Source organism: Pseudomonas sp. PHC1, assembly GCF_046487845.1.
GTDB lineage: Bacteria > Pseudomonadota > Gammaproteobacteria > Pseudomonadales > Pseudomonadaceae > Aquipseudomonas > Aquipseudomonas sputi.
Window position 1 is genome coordinate 36,134 of record NZ_JBJXHJ010000002.1, and the last position, 17,376, is coordinate 53,509.

The following is a 17,376-nucleotide window of genomic DNA, read 5'->3' on the forward strand; positions in this document are numbered from 1 at the left end:
AGGGTCTCCGACGGCGCTAGCCGTCAAGCGGGTCATGCTTTATTATCCAGCATCTTTTTCAGACCATCGAGAGGCGTGCGGCCCACACCGCGGGCAGATGGCACGCAGGAAGCCCGGACTAATAAGATGGCATTGAAATCCCCCGCGTTTCGTAAAAAATTTCCGTTGTTGGTAACCGGCAGTCTGCTGGCTATGCAACCTCTGGCCAGTTCATTCGTTGTTGCCGCCGAGCAGTATGACTGCGCCGTCTCGGCAACGGGTGGCTGGGCCTGCTCGCCGAAGACGCCGGCCGCTGCCTTGCCGCCGCGTCCCGTGCATGACGGCAGTGCCGTCAGCGCCGCTGGCGAAGCCTCGGCCGAGAGCGGCTCCACCGCGGAGTCCGGGCCCAAGCCGGTACTGGTTACCGAGTCCAAGGGCCGTGGCCTGAAATCCCGTAGCGAAGACTACAGTCACCTCGACTGGGTTCCGCGCGAGAAGCTCACCGCCGCCCAACTGGCCGAGACCGGTCCTTACTGCTCTGGTTCCTATATCGAACCAATTCGTCCTGGCATGAATGACAAGACGAATAAAAGTGACGCCCCGACCTTCATCGGCGCCAAGGCGTCGCGTTATCAGCAGGATTCGCAAGTCGCGAGCCTGGCCGGTGATGTGGTCATGCGTCAGGGCAGCATGCAGGTCGAAGCCGACGAGGCCAACCTGTATCAGGCCGAAAGCCGTGGCGAACTGGCGGGCAACGTGCGCATTCGCGACAACGGTGCGCTGATCGTCGGCGACCACGCCGATGTGCAGCTCGACACCGGTGAAGCCAAGGTCGACAACGCTGAATACGTGATGCACAAATCGCGCATCCGCGGTAACGCGCTGTACGCCAAGCGTGCCGAAAACGCGATCATCCGCCTGAAGGACGGCACGTACACCACGTGCGAACCGAACAGCAACGCCTGGCAGCTCAAGGGCAACAACATCACCCTGAACCCTGCCACCGGCTTCGGTACCGCGACCAACGTGACGCTGCGGGTCAAGGACATTCCGATCCTGTATACCCCGTACATCTACTTCCCGATCGACGACCGTCGCCAGTCGGGCTTCCTGCCGCCGACCATCGGCACCGGCAGCGACACCGGCTTCATGCTGGTGACCCCGTACTACTTCAACCTGGCACCGAACTACGACGCCACGTTGTACCCGCGCTACATGGGCAAGCGCGGCCTGCTGATGGAAGGCGAGTTCCGCTACCTCACCAAGTCCAGCGAAGGCCAGTTCGGTGCGGCGTACCTCAACGACGAGGAAACCGAGCGCAGTAAGCAGACCGACTACCAAAAGAATCGCTACATGTACAACTGGCAACACAAGGGCGGTCTCGACTCCCGCGTGCTCACCCAGGTTGACTACACCAAGATCAGCGACCCGTACTACTTCCAGGATCTACAGACTGATCAGATCGGCGTGAAGAGTGCCGACTTCGTGAACCAGCAGGGCTCGGTCACCTATCGTGGCGACAGCTACACCGCTCGCTTGAACGCCCAGGCGTACCAGCTGGCAACCGTATCGAACATCACGCCATATGACCGTCTGCCGCAGATCACCTTCAATGGTCAGCTGCCGTATCACCCGGAAGGTCTGAACTTCGATTACGAGACCGAGCTTGTTCGGTTTGACCGCGATCTGAAGGACGGCAATTTCGTCAACGAGGACGGGACGATCGAGCGCCGCCTCGATAACAACGTGTTCGGCCTGGCTCGTGCCAACGGCGACCGTCTGAATCTGAAACCAGGCGTCAGCCTGCCGATGAACTGGACCTATGGCTTCCTGAAGCCATCGCTCAAGTATCAGTACACCCAGTACCAGCTGGATCTGGACGGCACCGGCAAGTCGCAGATCGATACCTTGACTGCCGAGCAACAAAAGCTCAACGGCAAGTTCGACAGCAACCAGAGCCGCGGTGTACCGATCGCCAGTATCGACAGCGGCCTGTACTTCGATCGCAACACCTCGTTCTTTGGCAAAAATTACCGCCAGACCCTGGAGCCACGCCTCTTCTACCTCTATGTACCTGAGGTGGATCAGGAAGACATTCCGGTATTCGACACCAGCGAATACACCTTTAACTACGCCTCGCTTTTCCGTGACAACCGTTTCTCGGGTGCCGACCGTGTCGGCGACGAGAACAAGCTGTCGCTGGGCGTGACCAGCCGCTGGATCGAAGACGACGGATTCGAGCGTCAACGCATCAGTGTCGGCCAGGCTCTGTACTTCAAGGATCGTGAAGTTCAACTGCCAGGCATCGACGCCAAAACACGCGATGACGCGCACGCCAACGTTTCGCCTTACGCACTGGAATACGAATACCGCTGGAACCGCGACTGGCGCACCACGGCCGACTACAACTGGGATCCGGACAGCCGCAGCCCGCGTTCCGGCAGCGCGATGTTCCACTACCAGCCTGAAGACAACCCGAACAAGGTGGTCAACGTCGGCTATCGCTATCGCAACGACCAGGTCCGCTACGACCAGAACACCGGTAAATGGGCCGTGGGCGGTGGTGACTACGGCACGCCTGGCCAGCCTGGCTACGTGAAGGACTACTACAAAATCCAGCAACATGACTTCTCGGTCATCTGGCCGATCGTTCCGCAGTGGAGCGCGATCAGCCGCTGGCAGTACGACTACAACCGCAATCGCACGCTGGAAGCCTTCGGTGGTTTCGAATATGACAACTGCTGCTGGAAACTGCGCCTGATCAACCGTTACTGGGTCAGCTATGACGAATTCAGTCAGAACGCCCCGGAAAACGAAAAAGGCGACCACGGCGTCTTCCTCCAAATTGTTCTGAAGGGACTCGGCGGCCTCACCGGCGCCAAGGTAGAGAGCTTCCTCGACAAAGGCATCCAAGGTTATCGTCAACGTGAAGACCAAGCTTTCTGATTGTCTGCGCCCGCTGATGCTGGGCGCGCTGTTCCTGGGTACCGCAGCCAACGCCGCGGTACAGCCTATCGATAAAGTGGTGGCCATCGTCGACAACGACGTGGTCATGCAGAGCCAGCTGGATCAACGCGTCCACGAAGTTCAGCAAACCATCGCCAAGCGCGGCGGCGGTCTGCCGCCTCCGGGCGTACTGGATCAACAGGTGCTCGAGCGCCTGATCATCGAGAACCTGCAGCTGCAGATCGGCGAACGCTCCGGTATCCGCATCACCGATGAGGAGCTGAACCAGGCGGTCGGTACCATTGCCCAGCGCAACAACATGACCCCGGAGCAGTTCCGCATCGCCCTGTCCCGCGATGGCCTGTCCTATGAGGACGCTCGCGAGCAGATCCGCCGAGAAATGATCATCAGCCGTGTGCGCCAGCGCCGCGTGGCCGAGCGCATTCAGGTGTCGGAACAGGAAGTGAAGAACTTCCTCGCCTCCGACCTGGGCAAGATGCAACTGTCCGAAGAGCTGCACTTGGCCAACATCCTGATCCCGACCCCGGAAAGCGCCAACTCCGAAGCGATTCAGAGCGCAGCACGCAAGGCGATGGAGGTTTACCAGCAACTCAAGCAAGGTGCTGACTTCGGCCAGATGGCCGTGGCCAACTCCGCCAGTGACAACGCGCTGGAAGGCGGCGACATGGGCTGGCGCAAAGCCGCTCAACTGCCACCGCCGTTCGACCGTGAACTGAGCAGCATGACGGCTGGCGACATCACTCAACCGGCACGCACTCCAGGCGGCTTCATCATCCTGAAGCTGCTGGAAAAGCGTGGTGGCGAGAGCCAGATGCGCGACGAAGTGCATGTGCGCCACATCCTGGTCAAGCCAAGTCCGGTTCGCGACGAAGCCAAGACCAAGGAACTGGCTCAGTCGCTCTACAACCGCATCGAAGCCGGTGAAGATTTCGCCGAGCTGGCCAAGAAGTATTCGGAAGACCCGGGGTCTGCCCTCAACGGCGGCGACCTGAACTGGATCGACCCGAACGCACTGGTACCGGAATTCCGCGCGGTGATGGCCAAGTCCCCTCAGGGTCAGCTGTCCAAGCCGTTCCAGACCCCGTACGGCTGGCACGTTCTGGAAGTCCTTGGCCGTCGCGCCACCGACAGCACCGAACAGGCCCGTGAGCAGCAAGCGATGACCGTACTGCGTAACCGCAAATACGACGAAGAGCTGCAAACCTGGCTGCGTCAGATCCGTGACGAAGCGTACGTAGAGATCAAACTCCCTGGTGCAGACCAGGCAGCGCAGTGAAACCCAAGCGTTTCGCGCTGACACCCGGCGAACCGGCCGGCATCGGTCCCGACCTGTGCCTGCTGCTCGCCTCGCAAGCCCAGCCACACCCCCTGATTGCCATCACCAGCCGCGACCTGCTCCAAGAGCGGGCCGCGCAACTGGGGCTGGCCGTCAGCCTGCTGGAAGTGGCGCCTGACCACTGGCCGGACGCTCCGGCGCCCGCCAACAGCCTGTATGTCTGGGACACCCCGCTCAGCGCCCCCGTGGTCGCCGGGCAACTGGACAAGGCCAACGCCGCTTTCGTTCTTGAGACCCTGACCCGCGCCGGCAATGGCTGTCTGAACGGCGATTTCGCCGGGATGATCACCGCCCCGGTTCACAAGGGCGTGATCAACGAATCGGGCATCGCGTTTTCCGGTCACACCGAATTTCTCGCCGACCTGACCCACACCGCCCAAGTGGTGATGATGCTCGCCACCCGCGGTTTGCGCGTGGCACTGGTCACCACTCACCTGCCCTTGCGCGACATCGCCGATGCGATTACGCCGGAGCGGCTGGAACGGGTCACGCGGATTCTGCACGCCGATCTGCAACAAAAATTCGGCATCGCCCAACCGCGCATCCTGGTCTGCGGGCTCAACCCGCACGCCGGTGAAGGCGGACACCTGGGCCATGAAGAAATCGACATCATCGAACCCACATTGGAGCGCCTGCGCCGCGAGGGCATGGACCTTCGTGGCCCGCTGCCTGCCGACACTCTGTTTACCCCCAAATATCTGGAGCACTGCGACGCGGTGCTGGCGATGTACCACGACCAGGGCCTGCCCGTGCTCAAGTACAAAGGCTTTGGCGCTGCAGTCAACGTGACCCTGGGCCTGCCGATCATCCGCACCTCGGTCGACCACGGCACCGCCCTGGATCTGGCCGGCAGCGGCAGGATCGACACCGGCAGCCTGCAAGTCGCTCTGGAAACCGCCTACCAGATGGCCGAGACCCGTTTATGACCGAGCAATACCAACACAAGGCGCGCAAACGCTTTGGCCAGAACTTCCTGCACGATGCCGGCGTCATCGACCGCATCCTGCGCTCCATCAGTGCCAAGGCCGGCGACCGCATGCTGGAAATCGGCCCGGGCCAGGGCGCATTGACCGCCGGCATCCTCAACTCCGGCGCACAGCTGGACGTGGTGGAGCTGGACAAGGACCTGATCCCGATCCTCAACCAGCAGTTTGCCGGCAAGAGCAATTTCAACCTGCATCAGGGCGATGCACTGAAGTTCGACTTCAACAGCCTGAACGCTGCACCCAACAGCCTGCGCGTGGTCGGCAACCTGCCGTACAACATCTCCACGCCGCTGATTTTCCACCTGCTGAACAACGCCGGCATCATCCGCGACATGCACTTCATGCTGCAGAAGGAAGTGGTCGAGCGTCTGGCCGCAGGCCCCGGTGGCGGCGATTGGGGTCGTCTGTCGATCATGGTTCAGTACCACTGCCGGGTCGAACACCTGTTCAACGTCGGTCCTGGCGCATTCAATCCGCCGCCGAAGGTCGACTCGGCGATCGTGCGCCTGGTGCCGCATGCGGTGCTGCCGCATCCGGCCAAGGATCATCGCCTGCTCGAACGCGTGGTACGCGAAGCCTTCAACCAGCGTCGCAAGACCCTGCGCAACACCCTCAAGCAATTGCTGAGCAACGCCGAGATCGAAGCTGCCGGCGTCGATGGCAGCCTGCGTCCCGAACAGCTCGACCTCGCCGCGTTCGTGCGTCTTGCAGACCAGCTCGCCGAGCAGCCGGCGAAAGCACCTGATGCCGACTGACCGGCAATGATCGCTATCGGGCGGGACGCCAACTCTGGTCTACTGCCCGATACTTGCCTAGACTGAATCCCAATCAGCTACGCCCCGCGTCCCGCTTCGCTTTTAAGGCCTTTTGCATGTCCGATCCCCGCTACCAGGTCGATGTCAGTGTCGTTACCCACTATCTGGCAGACCAATCGCAACCCGAGCACGAGCGTTTTGCCTTCGCCTACACCATCACTGTGCAGAACAATGGCGAGCAACCGGCCCGCCTGATGTCGCGCCACTGGGTCATCACCGATGGCGACGGACATGTCGAAGAAGTGCGGGGCGCCGGCGTGGTCGGCCAGCAACCGTTGATCGGCGTCGGCAAGAGTCACACCTACAGCAGCGGCACGGTGATGACCACCAAGGTCGGCACCATGCAGGGCTCTTACGAAATGGTCGCCGACGACGGCAAGCATTTCGACGCGATCATCAAGCCCTTCCGCCTCGCCGTTCCCGGAGCCCTGCACTGATGGCGACGTATGCCGTCGGCGACCTGCAAGGCTGCCTCGAACCGCTCAAATGCCTGCTCAGGCAGGTTGCGTTCGACCCAGCGCTGGATCGCCTGTGGCTGGTGGGCGATCTGGTCAACCGTGGCCCGCAGTCACTGGAAACGCTGCGCTTCCTTTATGGCATGCGCGACTCGCTGGTGTGCGTGCTCGGTAACCATGACCTGCACTTGCTGGCAGCAGCGAAAAACATCGAGCGCATGAAGAAGTCCGACACCCTGCGTGAAATTCTTGAAGCGCCCGACTGTGCCGAACTGATGGAATGGCTGCGCCAGCAGAAACTCATGCACTACGACGAGCAGCGCGAAGTGGCCATGGTGCATGCGGGCATTCCACCGCAATGGTCCCTGCGGCGCGCCCTGAAGTGCGCCGCCGAAGTTGAAACAGCCCTGCGCGACGACAATCTGTTCCCCGCCTACCTCGACGGCATGTACGGCAACGACCCGGCGAAATGGGACAGCGACCTCAAAGGCGTGACACGCCTGCGGGTCATCACCAATTACTTCACCCGCATGCGTTTTTGCACCGCCGAAGGCAAGCTCGACCTCAAGAGCAAGGAAGGCGTCGACACCGCACCGCCGGGCTACAAGCCCTGGTTCCAGCACAAGGAGCGCAAGACCCGTGGCCTGCGGATCATCTTCGGTCACTGGGCGGCGCTGGAAGGCAACGTGCTCGAGCCAGGCATTTCAGCCCTCGACACCGGTTGTGTGTGGGGCGGCAGCCTGACCCTGATGAATGTCGACAGCGGCGAACGCCTGTCATGCAAATGCGACGAACACGGGGCCGTCCTGCCCACCGTCGCGCCACTGATCACCGAATCTTCTCCCGTCAGCGCCCCGCGCTAGACTGCGTTTTCAGCCGAGCCACAGGAGCCCGCCATGAGCGAATTCAAACGTATCCCCCCTGAACAGGCCCAGGCCCTGCGCGAGCAAGGCGCCGTGGTCGTCGACGTCCGTGACCCGGCAACATTTGCCGCACTGCACATCAGCGGCTCGAAGCATCTGGACAATCATTCCCTGCATGCTTTCATTCAGGGCGCCGACCTCGATGCCCCGACCGTCGTGGTCTGCTACCACGGTAACTCGAGCCAGGGTGCCGCCGCGTATCTCGTGAGCCAGGGCTTCTCCGACGTCTACAGCATGGACGGCGGCTTCGAACTGTGGCGTACGACTTTTCCTTCGGAAACCGCGCAAGGCATCTCCGAATAATTTTTTTTGTAACGTGCAGGCCCCGGCTTCCGCGGGCCTGCGCCGGCAGACGAACGGTCTTGCCACACATAATTACGTATCTCGCCTTTACCTCCCGAATTCCCAACTATCCTTAAGCCCAGGCCATCCAAAACAGGGGAGAGCCGGTACACCGGCGCACGGGTCATCGGGAGTAACTTTCGCGATTGTCGATCGTGGAAGGGTTCTGGGGGGTAAACAACAGCTGCCATCGCGGCTGCTGCCAGCATCGACTGAGTGATCCGGCGTCGGCTCCACGTATCGAGCGAGGTGACGTCATGAGTATCTTTAGCCACTTCCAACAACGCTTCGAGTCCACACGCCAGGAAGAACTCTCCCTGCAGGAGTACCTGGAACTGTGCAAAGAGGATCGCAGTGCCTACGTTTCTGCCGCCGAACGTCTGTTAATGGCCATCGGCGAACCGGAACTGCTCGACACCTCGACCAACTCGAGGCTGTCGCGAATCTTTTCCAACAAGGTGATCCGCCGCTATCCGGCCTTTGAAGACTTCCACGGGATGGAAGAATGCATCGACCAGATCGTGTCGTATTTCCGCCATGCCGCTCAGGGCCTGGAAGAGAAGAAACAGATCCTCTATCTGCTCGGCCCTGTCGGCGGTGGTAAATCGTCCCTGGCCGAGAAGCTGAAACAACTGATGGAAAAAGTGCCCTTCTATGCCATCAAGGGCTCGCCGGTATTCGAATCGCCTCTGGGCCTGTTCAACGCCACCGAAGATGGCGCGATCCTCGAGGAAGACTTCGGCATCCCACGGCGCTACCTGAACACCATCATGTCGCCATGGGCCACCAAGCGCCTGGCCGAATTCGGCGGCGACATCAGCCAGTTCCGCGTGGTCAAGCTGTACCCGTCGATCCTCAACCAGATCGCCGTGGCCAAGACCGAACCGGGTGATGAAAACAACCAGGACATCTCCGCGCTGGTGGGCAAGGTCGATATCCGCAAACTCGAAGAATTCCCCCAGAACGACGCCGATGCCTACAGCTACTCCGGTGCGCTGTGCCGGGCCAACCAGGGCCTGATGGAATTCGTCGAAATGTTCAAGGCACCGATCAAGGTGCTCCACCCATTGCTGACCGCCACTCAGGAAGGCAACTACAACAGTACCGAAGGCCTCGGCGCGATTCCGTTCACCGGGATCCTGCTGGCCCACTCCAACGAATCGGAGTGGCACACCTTCCGCAACAACAAGAACAACGAGGCGTTCATCGACCGGATCTACATCGTCAAGGTGCCGTACTGCCTGCGGGTCAGCGACGAAGTGAAGATCTACGACAAGCTGCTGTTCAACAGCTCTCTGTCCAAGGCCCATTGCGCGCCGGACACCCTGAAGATGCTGGCGCAGTTCACCGTACTGTCACGTCTCAAAGAGCCGGAAAACTCCAACATCTACTCCAAGATGCGCGTGTATGACGGCGAAAACCTCAAGGACACCGATCCGAAGGCCAAGTCGATCCAGGAATACCGCGATGCAGCGGGCGTCGACGAAGGCATGAACGGTCTGTCGACCCGGTTCGCGTTCAAGATCCTGTCCAAGGTCTTCAACTTCGATCCGCACGAAATTGCCGCCAACCCGGTACACCTGCTTTATGTGCTGGAGCAGCAGATCGAACAGGAACAGTTCCAGGCCGAAACCCGCGAGCGCTATCTGCGCTACCTGAAAGAGTACCTGGCGCCGCGTTATATCGAATTCATCGGCAAGGAGATCCAGACCGCCTACCTCGAGTCTTACAGCGAGTACGGCCAGAACATCTTCGACCGCTACGTGCTGTATGCGGACTTCTGGATTCAGGATCAGGAATACCGCGATCCGGAAACCGGCGAGATCCTCAACCGCGTCGCCCTCAACGAGGAGCTGGAAAAGATCGAAAAACCGGCCGGCATCAGCAATCCGAAGGATTTTCGCAACGAGATCGTCAACTTTGTGTTGCGTGCCCGGGCCAACAACAACGGCAAGAATCCGACCTGGCTCAGCTACGAAAAACTGCGGGTGGTCATCGAGAAGAAAATGTTCTCGAACACCGAAGACCTGCTGCCAGTCATCAGCTTCAATGCCAAGGCCAGCAAAGAGGATCAACAGAAACACAACGACTTCGTTACACGAATGGTCGAACGCGGCTACACCGACAAACAGGTACGACTGCTCTCCGAGTGGTATCTGCGGGTCAGAAAATCACAGTAACCCGCGACCGGCCAGACCGGTTGTCGTCAGTCCGAGGCCTGTGCGCGCATTTTCTGCTACACAGGCCTCTGGAAGATGTTCGAAAGGCGGTAGCGAGGTTCAGGCAGCACCCAAAGCGCTTGGGGGAGCGTGTACGTCCCTTGGCATTCGGTTCAATGCTGCATGACCGCTCACCCCTTTGCAGGACAGCTTCTAAGGAGCAGTCATGAGCTATGTGATCGACCGACGTCTCAACGGCAAGAACAAGAGCACGGTGAACCGTCAGCGCTTCCTGCGGCGTTACCGTGACCACATCAAGAAGGCCGTCGAAGAGGCGGTCAGCCGGCGCTCCATTACCGACATGGAGCACGGTGAGCAGATCAGCATTCCCGGTCGCGATATCGACGAACCGGTGCTTCACCATGGTCGCGGCGGCAAGCAGACCGTGGTTCATCCCGGCAACAAGGAATTCACCGCCGGCGAACACATCGCCCGTCCGCCGGGAGGCGGTGGTGGCCGTGGACCGGGCAAGGCCGGCAACTCCGGCGAAGGCATGGACGAGTTCGTCTTTCAGATCACCCAGGAAGAATTCCTCGAATTCATGTTCGAGGATCTCGAGCTGCCCAACCTGGTCAAGCGCAACCTCACCGGCACCGACACCTTCAAAACTGTACGCGCCGGGATCAGCAACGAAGGTAATCCGTCGCGTATCAACATCATCCGCACCCTGCGCTCGGCCCATGCCAGGCGCATTGCATTGTCGGGCAGCAGCCGCGCCAAACTGCGCGAAGCCAAAGAAGAGTTGGCTCGGCTGAAACGGGAAGAGCCGGACAATTTCGGCGATATCCAGGATCTTGAAGCAGAAATCGAGCGACTCAGTGCGCGCATCCATCGCGTGCCGTTTCTCGATACCTTCGATTTGAAATACAACCTGCTGGTCAAACAACCCAATCCGAGCTCCAAAGCGGTGATGTTCTGCCTGATGGACGTTTCCGGCTCCATGACCCAGGCGACCAAGGACATCGCCAAGCGTTTTTTCATCCTGTTGTACCTGTTCCTCAAGCGGAACTACGACAAGATCGACGTGGTGTTCATCCGCCACCACACCAGCGCCCGGGAAGTGGACGAAGAGGAATTTTTCTATTCCCGCGAAACCGGCGGCACCATTGTTTCCAGCGCCCTGAAACTGATGCAGGAGATCATGGCCGAGCGCTACCCGAGCAACGAGTGGAACATCTACGCCGCCCAGGCTTCCGACGGCGACAACTGGAACGACGACTCGCCGATCTGCCGCGACATCCTGATCAACCAGATCATGCCGTTCGTGCAGTACTACACTTACGTTGAGATCACCCCGCGCGAACATCAGGCCTTGTGGTACGAGTACGAGCGCATCGCCGAAGCCTTTTCCGACACTTTTGCCCAGCAACAACTGGTCTCGGCCGGGGATATCTATCCGGTCTTCCGTGAACTCTTCCAGCGCAGGTTAGTGACATGACCGCCAAGACCGCCAAAGAGCAGAAGCGCCAACCCATTTCCACCGGCTCGGAATGGACATTCGAGCTGATCCAGACCTACGACCGCGAAATCGCCCGTATCGCGGCCCGCTATGCCCTGGATACCTACCCCAACCAGATCGAAGTGATCACCGCCGAACAGATGATGGACGCCTATGCTTCGGTCGGCATGCCGTTGGGCTATCACCATTGGTCCTACGGCAAGCATTTCCTCAGCACCGAGAAATCCTACAGCCGCGGGCAGATGGGGCTGGCGTACGAAATCGTGATCAACTCGGATCCGTGCATCGCTTACCTGATGGAGGAAAACACCATCTGCATGCAGGCCCTGGTGGTTGCGCACGCCTGCTACGGCCATAACAGCTTCTTCAAGGGCAACTATTTGTTCCGCACCTGGACCGATGCCAGTTCGATCATCGATTACCTGGTGTTCGCCAAGCAGTACATCATGCAGTGCGAAGAGCGCCACGGGATTGATGCCGTGGAGGATCTGCTCGACTCCTGCCACGCCCTGATGAACTACGGTGTCGACCGCTACAAACGTCCATACCCGATTTCCGCCGAGGAAGAGCGGCGTCGGCAGAAGGATCGTGAAGAACACCTGCAGAAGCAGATCAACGACCTGTGGCGCACCATTCCCAAAGGCGCGGACAAATACAGTGACAAGGACAACGCACGCTTTCCGGCCGAACCACAGGAAAACATCCTGTATTTCATCGAGAAACACGCCCCGCTGCTGGAACCCTGGCAGCGCGAGATCGTGCGGATCGTGCGCAAGATCGCCCAGTATTTCTATCCGCAGCGCCAGACCCAGGTGATGAACGAAGGCTGGGCGACGTTCTGGCACTACACGCTGATGAACGACCTGTACGACGAAGGCCTGGTGACGGACGGCTTCATGATGGAGTTCCTGACGTCCCACACCAGCGTGGTGTTCCAGCCGGGGTTCGACAGCCCTTACTACAACGGCATCAACCCCTATGCACTGGGCTTTGCGATGTACCGCGACATCCGGCGCATGTGCGAAGAGCCCACGGAAGAAGACCGCCGCTGGTTTCCGGAAATCGCCGGCAGCGATTGGCTATCGACCATCAAGTTCGCCATGAGCAGCTTCAAGGATGAGAGTTTCATCCTGCAGTACCTGTCACCCAAAGTAATCCGCGACCTGAAACTGTTCAGCATCCTCGATGACGACCAGAAGGACGATCTGCTGGTACCGGCGATCCATGACGAGGGCGGTTACCGGATCATTCGCGAAACGCTCGCGGCCCAATACAACTTGGGCAACCGCGAACCCAACGTACAGATCTACAGCATCGATCGCCGCGGTGACCGCTCGTTGACTCTGCGCCATCAGCAACACGACCGCAAACCCCTCGGCGACTCCACTGAGGAGGTCCTTAAACACCTGCACCGGCTGTGGGGTTTCGACATCCACCTGGAAACCCTGCAAGGTGATCAGATTATGAAAACCCACCATGTTCCGCCCCGCAGCGAACACAGCGAGGGGGATTACGGTCGACTTGACCTGGCCGTCATTCATCTTTGATCCCGTTCAGACCTCCGAAAATCCGGCGCAAGGGTTATCCTGTCGGGCCTACGGAGGTTCTTTATGCAGATTTACAAGGTCGGCGGTGCAGTTCGTGATCGCCTGCTGGGCAAACCGGTCACCGATATCGATTGGGTGGTGGTCGGTGCGACGACAGAAGAAATGCTCGCCAAGGGATTTCGCCCGGTCGGCGCGGATTTCCCGGTTTTTCTTCACCCCAAAAGCGGTGAGGAGTACGCCCTGGCTCGTACCGAACGCAAGAGCGGTCGCGGTTATGGTGGTTTTACCTTTCACGCCAGTCCCGAAGTCACGCTTGAAGAAGACCTGATCCGCCGTGACCTTACGATCAACGCCATGGCCGAGGACGATCAGCAAAACCTGACCGATCCCTATCATGGTCGGCGCGATCTCGAAGAGCGGATTCTGCGCCACGTTTCCCCCGCATTTGCCGAAGATCCGCTCAGGGTTCTGCGTGTTGCGCGCTTTGCCGCCCGCTACGCGGAGCTTGGTTTCAAGGTGGCGTCCGAGACCCTGGCGCTGATGCGTCAGCTCAGTGAATCGGGCGAACTGGAAGCCCTTACGGCCGAACGCAGCTGGAAAGAGATTTCCCGCGCACTGATGGAAGATCAGCCCCAGGTATTCATTCAGGTACTGCGTGATTGCGGGGCCTTGAAAGTGCTGATGCCGGAGGTCGATGCGTTGTTCGGCGTGCCGCAACCGCAAGCCCACCATCCGGAAATCGACAGCGGCATTCATACGCTGAGCGTGCTTGAGCAGTCAGCCCTGTACAAGCAGCCCCTGACCGTTCGCTGGGCTTGCCTGCTCCACGACCTCGGCAAAGGCCTGACGCCGGAGGAGGAATGGCCACGCCACATTGCCCATGAGCACAAGGGCCTGAAGTTGATCAAAGCGATCAACGAACGCTTCAAGGCACCGAAAGACTGTCAGGAACTGGCCTTGCTGGTCGGCCAATATCACACCCACGGGCATCGCGCCCTGGAGTTGAAAGCGTCGACTTTGCTTGAGTTGCTGCAAAGCTTTGACGTTTACCGTCGACCACAGCGTTTCGAAGAGTTTATCGTCGCGTGCGAGATGGATGCCCGAGGCCGCAAAGGGCTTGAGCAGCGCAGTTATCCACAGGCCGATTACCTGCGCGGCGCGGCGAATGTCGCGCGCGGCGTGGCGGTGCAGCCGTTGCTGGAGAAGGGATTCAAAGGCCCGGAACTGGGTGAGGCACTCAAGCGCGAACGGCTCAAGGCGTTGAAGGCATACAAGGAATCGGCGGCGTCTTGAAAACTGTTGATCCGCCCTCCCGAGGGCGGATCAAGCCGTTCAAAACAGATCTGAAGGCGTGAGCTGAGTACCGCGCCACTCAAATCCGACCGGGGCGAGCACCTGATCGATCTGCGCCTCGGCCCACAATGTCGCAAAGCTTTTTCCCACACCAGGATGCACCCGATCCGGCGCAATCAGCGACAGCGGCCACAACACAAAGGCATTTTTCAGGATTTCAGCCCGAGGCAGGATCAGCCCGTCGAAGTTGCCCGCCAGATCGCCGTACAGCAACACGTCGATATCCAGCGGCAAGCCCTTGCGATCCGGCGCATAACGACCGTTGTCCGCTTCAATGAATTTCAAGCGGCGATCCAGTTCGATCAACGGCAGATCGGTGAACGCCGACACCACGAAGTTGAAGAACGGGCCGCTCTTGATCCCCACCGGCTGGCTTTCGAACACAGGCGAACAGCGGATATCCACCAGAAACGTGGACAAGGCATCCAGACCGGCCCGCAAATGGGTTTCGCGCTCGATATTGCTACCGAGCCCGAGATAGACCTGGGTCAGCGACATCCGCGCTCGATCTCCACACCCACACCACCCTTGGCGGCCGGCACGGCACCTGGCTTGGTCAGCTTCAGACGCACCCAAGTGATCTTGAATTCGCCCATCAGCACTTCCACCAGACGCTCTGCGAAGGTCTCGACCAGTTGATACTGCGATTGCTCGGCAAAGGCCTGGATCCGCGTGGACACACTGGCGTAATCGAGCGCCAGGGTCAGGTCGTCACCGGCAGCGGCCGGGCGATTGTCCCAGGCGAAGCTCAAATCAAGACGCAGGCACTGTCGGATGCCGCGCTCCCAGTCGTAGGCACCGATTACGGTGTCGACTTCCAGGCCCTCGATAAACACTCTGTCCAAGCACTTCTCTCCGCTGCACGACAAGGGCGCAATGCGCCGTTAGAATCAGGGCGTCCTCGCCCGGAATAGTTAGCATGTTTTGGTTACTGGCGATCCTCGCCTACCTGCTCGGCTCTCTGTCCTTCGCCATTTTGCTCAGCCGCCTGACCGGAAATCCGGATCCGCGAATGAGTGGCTCGGGTAATGCCGGCGCCACCAACATGCTGCGCCTGGCCGGTCGCAAACTCGCGATCCTGACCCTGCTGGGTGATCTGTGCAAAGGCCTGCTGCCGGTGCTGATCGCTTCGGCAATGGGCCTTTCACTGCAGGATCAGGCGTGGATCGGCGTCTGCGCCGTGATCGGTCACCTGTTCCCGTTGTACTTCCGCTTTCGCGGCGGCAAGGGCGTCGCCACGGCAGCCGGCATGTTGCTGGGTCTGTATCCACCCGCCGCGCTGCTGGCCGTGTGCGCCTGGCTGCTGACGTTCTACCTGACCCGCACCAGCTCGCTGGCGGCGTTAATCGCCACTCCGCTGACCCTGCCGTTGCTGGCCTGGCAGGAACCGGCGGCGCTGCTGCCGATGAGCACGCTGACACTGCTGATCGTCTGGCGCCACCGGGGCAATCTACGCGACCTGTTCGCCGGGCGCGAACGGCATTTTTAAATACCGCACGTGAGCGCCACTTATCAAAGCGCCGACAGTTGCTCCATCGGCCAACGCGCCTGCACGCTGATCGCCAGGCTTTCCTGCTGACCGGCCTGCAAACGCTGGCAGCCGGCAAACGCAATCATCGCGCCGTTATCGGTGCAAAACTCGGGACGGGCGTAGAACACATCGCCTTTCATGTCGCCGAGCATTTTCTCCAGCGAAACACGCAACGCCTTGTTGGCACTGACGCCGCCGGCGATCACCAGACGCTTCATTCCGGCCTGTTTCAGGGCACGCTTGCACTTGATGGTCAAAGTCTCCACCACGGCCTGCTGGAACGCCAGCGCGATGTCGCAACGGGCTTGCTCGCTGTCGTCCCCGGCGCTGACGCATTGCTGCCAGGTGTTGAGGGCGAAGGTCTTCAGGCCGCTGAAGCTGAAATCCAGGCCCGGGCGATCACACATCGGACGCGGGAAGGTGAAGCGTCCTGCGACGCCCTTCTCTGCCAGCTTGGCGATTTCCGGTCCGCCCGGATAATTCAGGCCCATCATTTTTGCGGTCTTGTCGAAAGCTTCGCCCGCCGCATCGTCCAGCGTCTCGCCGAGCAGGCTGTATTGGCCGATGCCATCGACCTGAACCAGCTGCGTATGACCACCGGACACCAACAAAGCGACGAACGGGAACTCTGGCGGTTTTGGCTCCAGCATCGGCGCCAGCAGGTGGCCTTCCATATGGTGCACGCCGAGCGCCGGAATGCCCCAGGCAAACGCCAGCGCCTGGGCGCAGGAAGCCCCCACCAGCAGCGCCCCGACCAGGCCGGGACCCGCGGTGTAGGCGATGGCGTCGATCTCGGTCGGTACGCAGTCAGCCTCGGCCAACACCTGACGAATCAGGGGCAGCATGCGTTTGACGTGATCGCGCGAGGCCAGCTCCGGCACGACGCCACCATAGACGCGGTGCAGGTCGATCTGACTGAACAGCGCGTCGGCCAACAGGCCGCGCTCGCTGTCGTACAATGCGACGCCGGTTTCGTCGCAGGAAGTTTCTAATCCCAGTACTAGCATGGGTTTGCGCCTTGTTTAGGCTGAATTCGAAGGCGCGCATCATAGTCGCCGCGTGATGCCCCGACCAGCGGTTTTCGATCAGAGGCTTTGCATTCCGAGCGATGAGGGGTTAACATCCGCAACCCTTAAAAACCGACGTCTTCAAGTGCTCTTTTGCCGCGAGGATGTTGACCCCGGTAATGAATGAAGGTAGCTCTGGATGCCAGCCGTCAAAGTTAAAGAGAACGAACCCTTCGACGTAGCTCTGCGTCGTTTCAAGCGCTCCTGCGAAAAAGCCGGTGTACTGGCTGAAGTTCGTAGCCGCGAATTTTACGAGAAGCCAACTTCTGAGCGTAAGCGCAAGGCAGCTGCTGCTGTTAAGCGTCACGCCAAGAAAGTTCAGCGCGAACAGCGCCGCGCCGTTCGTCTGTACTAATACACAGACGATCGTAGCAAGCTTCTGCCAAGCCCGGCCCTC

The 17,376-nt window shown here is 60.0% G+C and carries 16 protein-coding genes; 13 read left to right on the forward strand and 3 right to left on the reverse strand.

Annotation, left to right across the window (positions count from 1 at the left end):
* Positions 1–126 precede the first annotated feature (126 nt).
* From ACKJSM_RS02730 to ACKJSM_RS02780, 11 genes are all read left to right on the forward strand, one after another.
* Positions 127–2,925 carry an LPS-assembly protein LptD gene (locus tag ACKJSM_RS02730; RefSeq protein ID WP_236178958.1) on the forward strand — a complete coding sequence of 933 codons (2,799 nt, stop codon included), beginning with the start codon at positions 127–129 and terminating at the stop codon, positions 2,923–2,925.
* On the forward strand, positions 2,906–4,222 hold the full coding sequence (surA, locus tag ACKJSM_RS02735; RefSeq protein ID WP_410236562.1) for a peptidylprolyl isomerase SurA: 1,317 nt from the start codon (positions 2,906–2,908) through the stop codon (positions 4,220–4,222). Before ACKJSM_RS02730 ends, surA begins: the two co-directional genes overlap by 20 nt.
* Complete coding sequence (pdxA, locus tag ACKJSM_RS02740) at positions 4,219–5,208, forward strand: 4-hydroxythreonine-4-phosphate dehydrogenase PdxA (protein WP_410236563.1); 990 nt, start codon at positions 4,219–4,221, stop codon at positions 5,206–5,208. The genes surA and pdxA overlap by 4 nt, the downstream gene beginning before the upstream one ends.
* Entirely contained in the window at positions 5,205–6,023 is an 819-nt protein-coding gene (rsmA, locus tag ACKJSM_RS02745) for a 16S rRNA (adenine(1518)-N(6)/adenine(1519)-N(6))-dimethyltransferase RsmA (RefSeq protein ID WP_236178955.1), read from the forward strand. Before pdxA ends, rsmA begins: the two co-directional genes overlap by 4 nt.
* Before the next feature lie 116 nt (positions 6,024–6,139).
* Entirely contained in the window at positions 6,140–6,520 is a 381-nt protein-coding gene (apaG, locus tag ACKJSM_RS02750) for a Co2+/Mg2+ efflux protein ApaG (RefSeq protein ID WP_236178954.1), read from the forward strand.
* A complete protein-coding gene (locus tag ACKJSM_RS02755) occupies positions 6,520–7,401 on the forward strand; it encodes a symmetrical bis(5'-nucleosyl)-tetraphosphatase (RefSeq protein WP_236178953.1) in 882 nt (293 codons plus the stop codon). Before apaG ends, ACKJSM_RS02755 begins: the two co-directional genes overlap by 1 nt.
* Before the next feature lie 33 nt (positions 7,402–7,434).
* Complete coding sequence (gene glpE / locus ACKJSM_RS02760) at positions 7,435–7,764, forward strand: thiosulfate sulfurtransferase GlpE (protein WP_102619787.1); 330 nt, start codon at positions 7,435–7,437, stop codon at positions 7,762–7,764.
* 296 nt (positions 7,765–8,060) lie between these two features.
* The gene (locus tag ACKJSM_RS02765) at positions 8,061–9,983 is read left to right on the forward strand and encodes a PrkA family serine protein kinase (protein ID WP_236178952.1); all 1,923 of its coding nucleotides are present in this window, start codon (positions 8,061–8,063) and stop codon (positions 9,981–9,983) included.
* A 205-nt stretch (positions 9,984–10,188) separates the two neighbouring features.
* The gene (locus ACKJSM_RS02770) at positions 10,189–11,460 is read left to right on the forward strand and encodes a YeaH/YhbH family protein (RefSeq protein ID WP_064599841.1); all 1,272 of its coding nucleotides are present in this window, start codon (positions 10,189–10,191) and stop codon (positions 11,458–11,460) included.
* Entirely contained in the window at positions 11,457–13,028 is a 1,572-nt protein-coding gene (locus ACKJSM_RS02775; RefSeq protein WP_011336213.1) for a SpoVR family protein, read from the forward strand. The genes ACKJSM_RS02770 and ACKJSM_RS02775 overlap by 4 nt, the downstream gene beginning before the upstream one ends.
* 63 nt (positions 13,029–13,091) lie before the next feature.
* Positions 13,092–14,321, forward strand: a complete 1,230-nt coding sequence (locus ACKJSM_RS02780; protein ID WP_410236564.1) for a multifunctional CCA addition/repair protein — start codon at positions 13,092–13,094, stop codon at positions 14,319–14,321.
* 39 nt (positions 14,322–14,360) lie between these two features.
* On the opposite strand, the gene folK is transcribed toward ACKJSM_RS02780, so the two are convergent.
* Together folK and folB are read right to left on the reverse strand one after the other, a co-directional pair.
* A complete protein-coding gene (gene folK, locus ACKJSM_RS02785; protein WP_410236565.1) occupies positions 14,361–14,879 on the reverse strand; it encodes a 2-amino-4-hydroxy-6-hydroxymethyldihydropteridine diphosphokinase in 519 nt (172 codons plus the stop codon).
* Positions 14,870–15,226 (reverse strand): dihydroneopterin aldolase, encoded by a 357-nt coding sequence (gene folB, locus ACKJSM_RS02790; RefSeq protein ID WP_410236566.1) that lies wholly within the window; start codon positions 15,224–15,226, stop codon positions 14,870–14,872. Before folB ends, folK begins: the two co-directional genes overlap by 10 nt.
* A gap of 74 nt (positions 15,227–15,300) precedes the next feature.
* Between folB and plsY the strand changes: the two genes are divergently transcribed.
* Entirely contained in the window at positions 15,301–15,870 is a 570-nt protein-coding gene (plsY, locus tag ACKJSM_RS02795; RefSeq protein ID WP_007959895.1) for a glycerol-3-phosphate 1-O-acyltransferase PlsY, read from the forward strand.
* Between the two features lie 23 nt (positions 15,871–15,893).
* Here the strand turns inward: plsY and tsaD are convergent, their stop codons facing one another.
* A complete protein-coding gene (gene tsaD, locus ACKJSM_RS02800) occupies positions 15,894–16,919 on the reverse strand; it encodes a tRNA (adenosine(37)-N6)-threonylcarbamoyltransferase complex transferase subunit TsaD (RefSeq protein WP_039768071.1) in 1,026 nt (341 codons plus the stop codon).
* A 199-nt stretch (positions 16,920–17,118) separates the two neighbouring features.
* Between tsaD and rpsU the strand changes: the two genes are divergently transcribed.
* The gene (rpsU, locus tag ACKJSM_RS02805) at positions 17,119–17,334 is read left to right on the forward strand and encodes a 30S ribosomal protein S21 (protein ID WP_002551877.1); all 216 of its coding nucleotides are present in this window, start codon (positions 17,119–17,121) and stop codon (positions 17,332–17,334) included.
* Positions 17,335–17,376 lie beyond the last annotated feature (42 nt).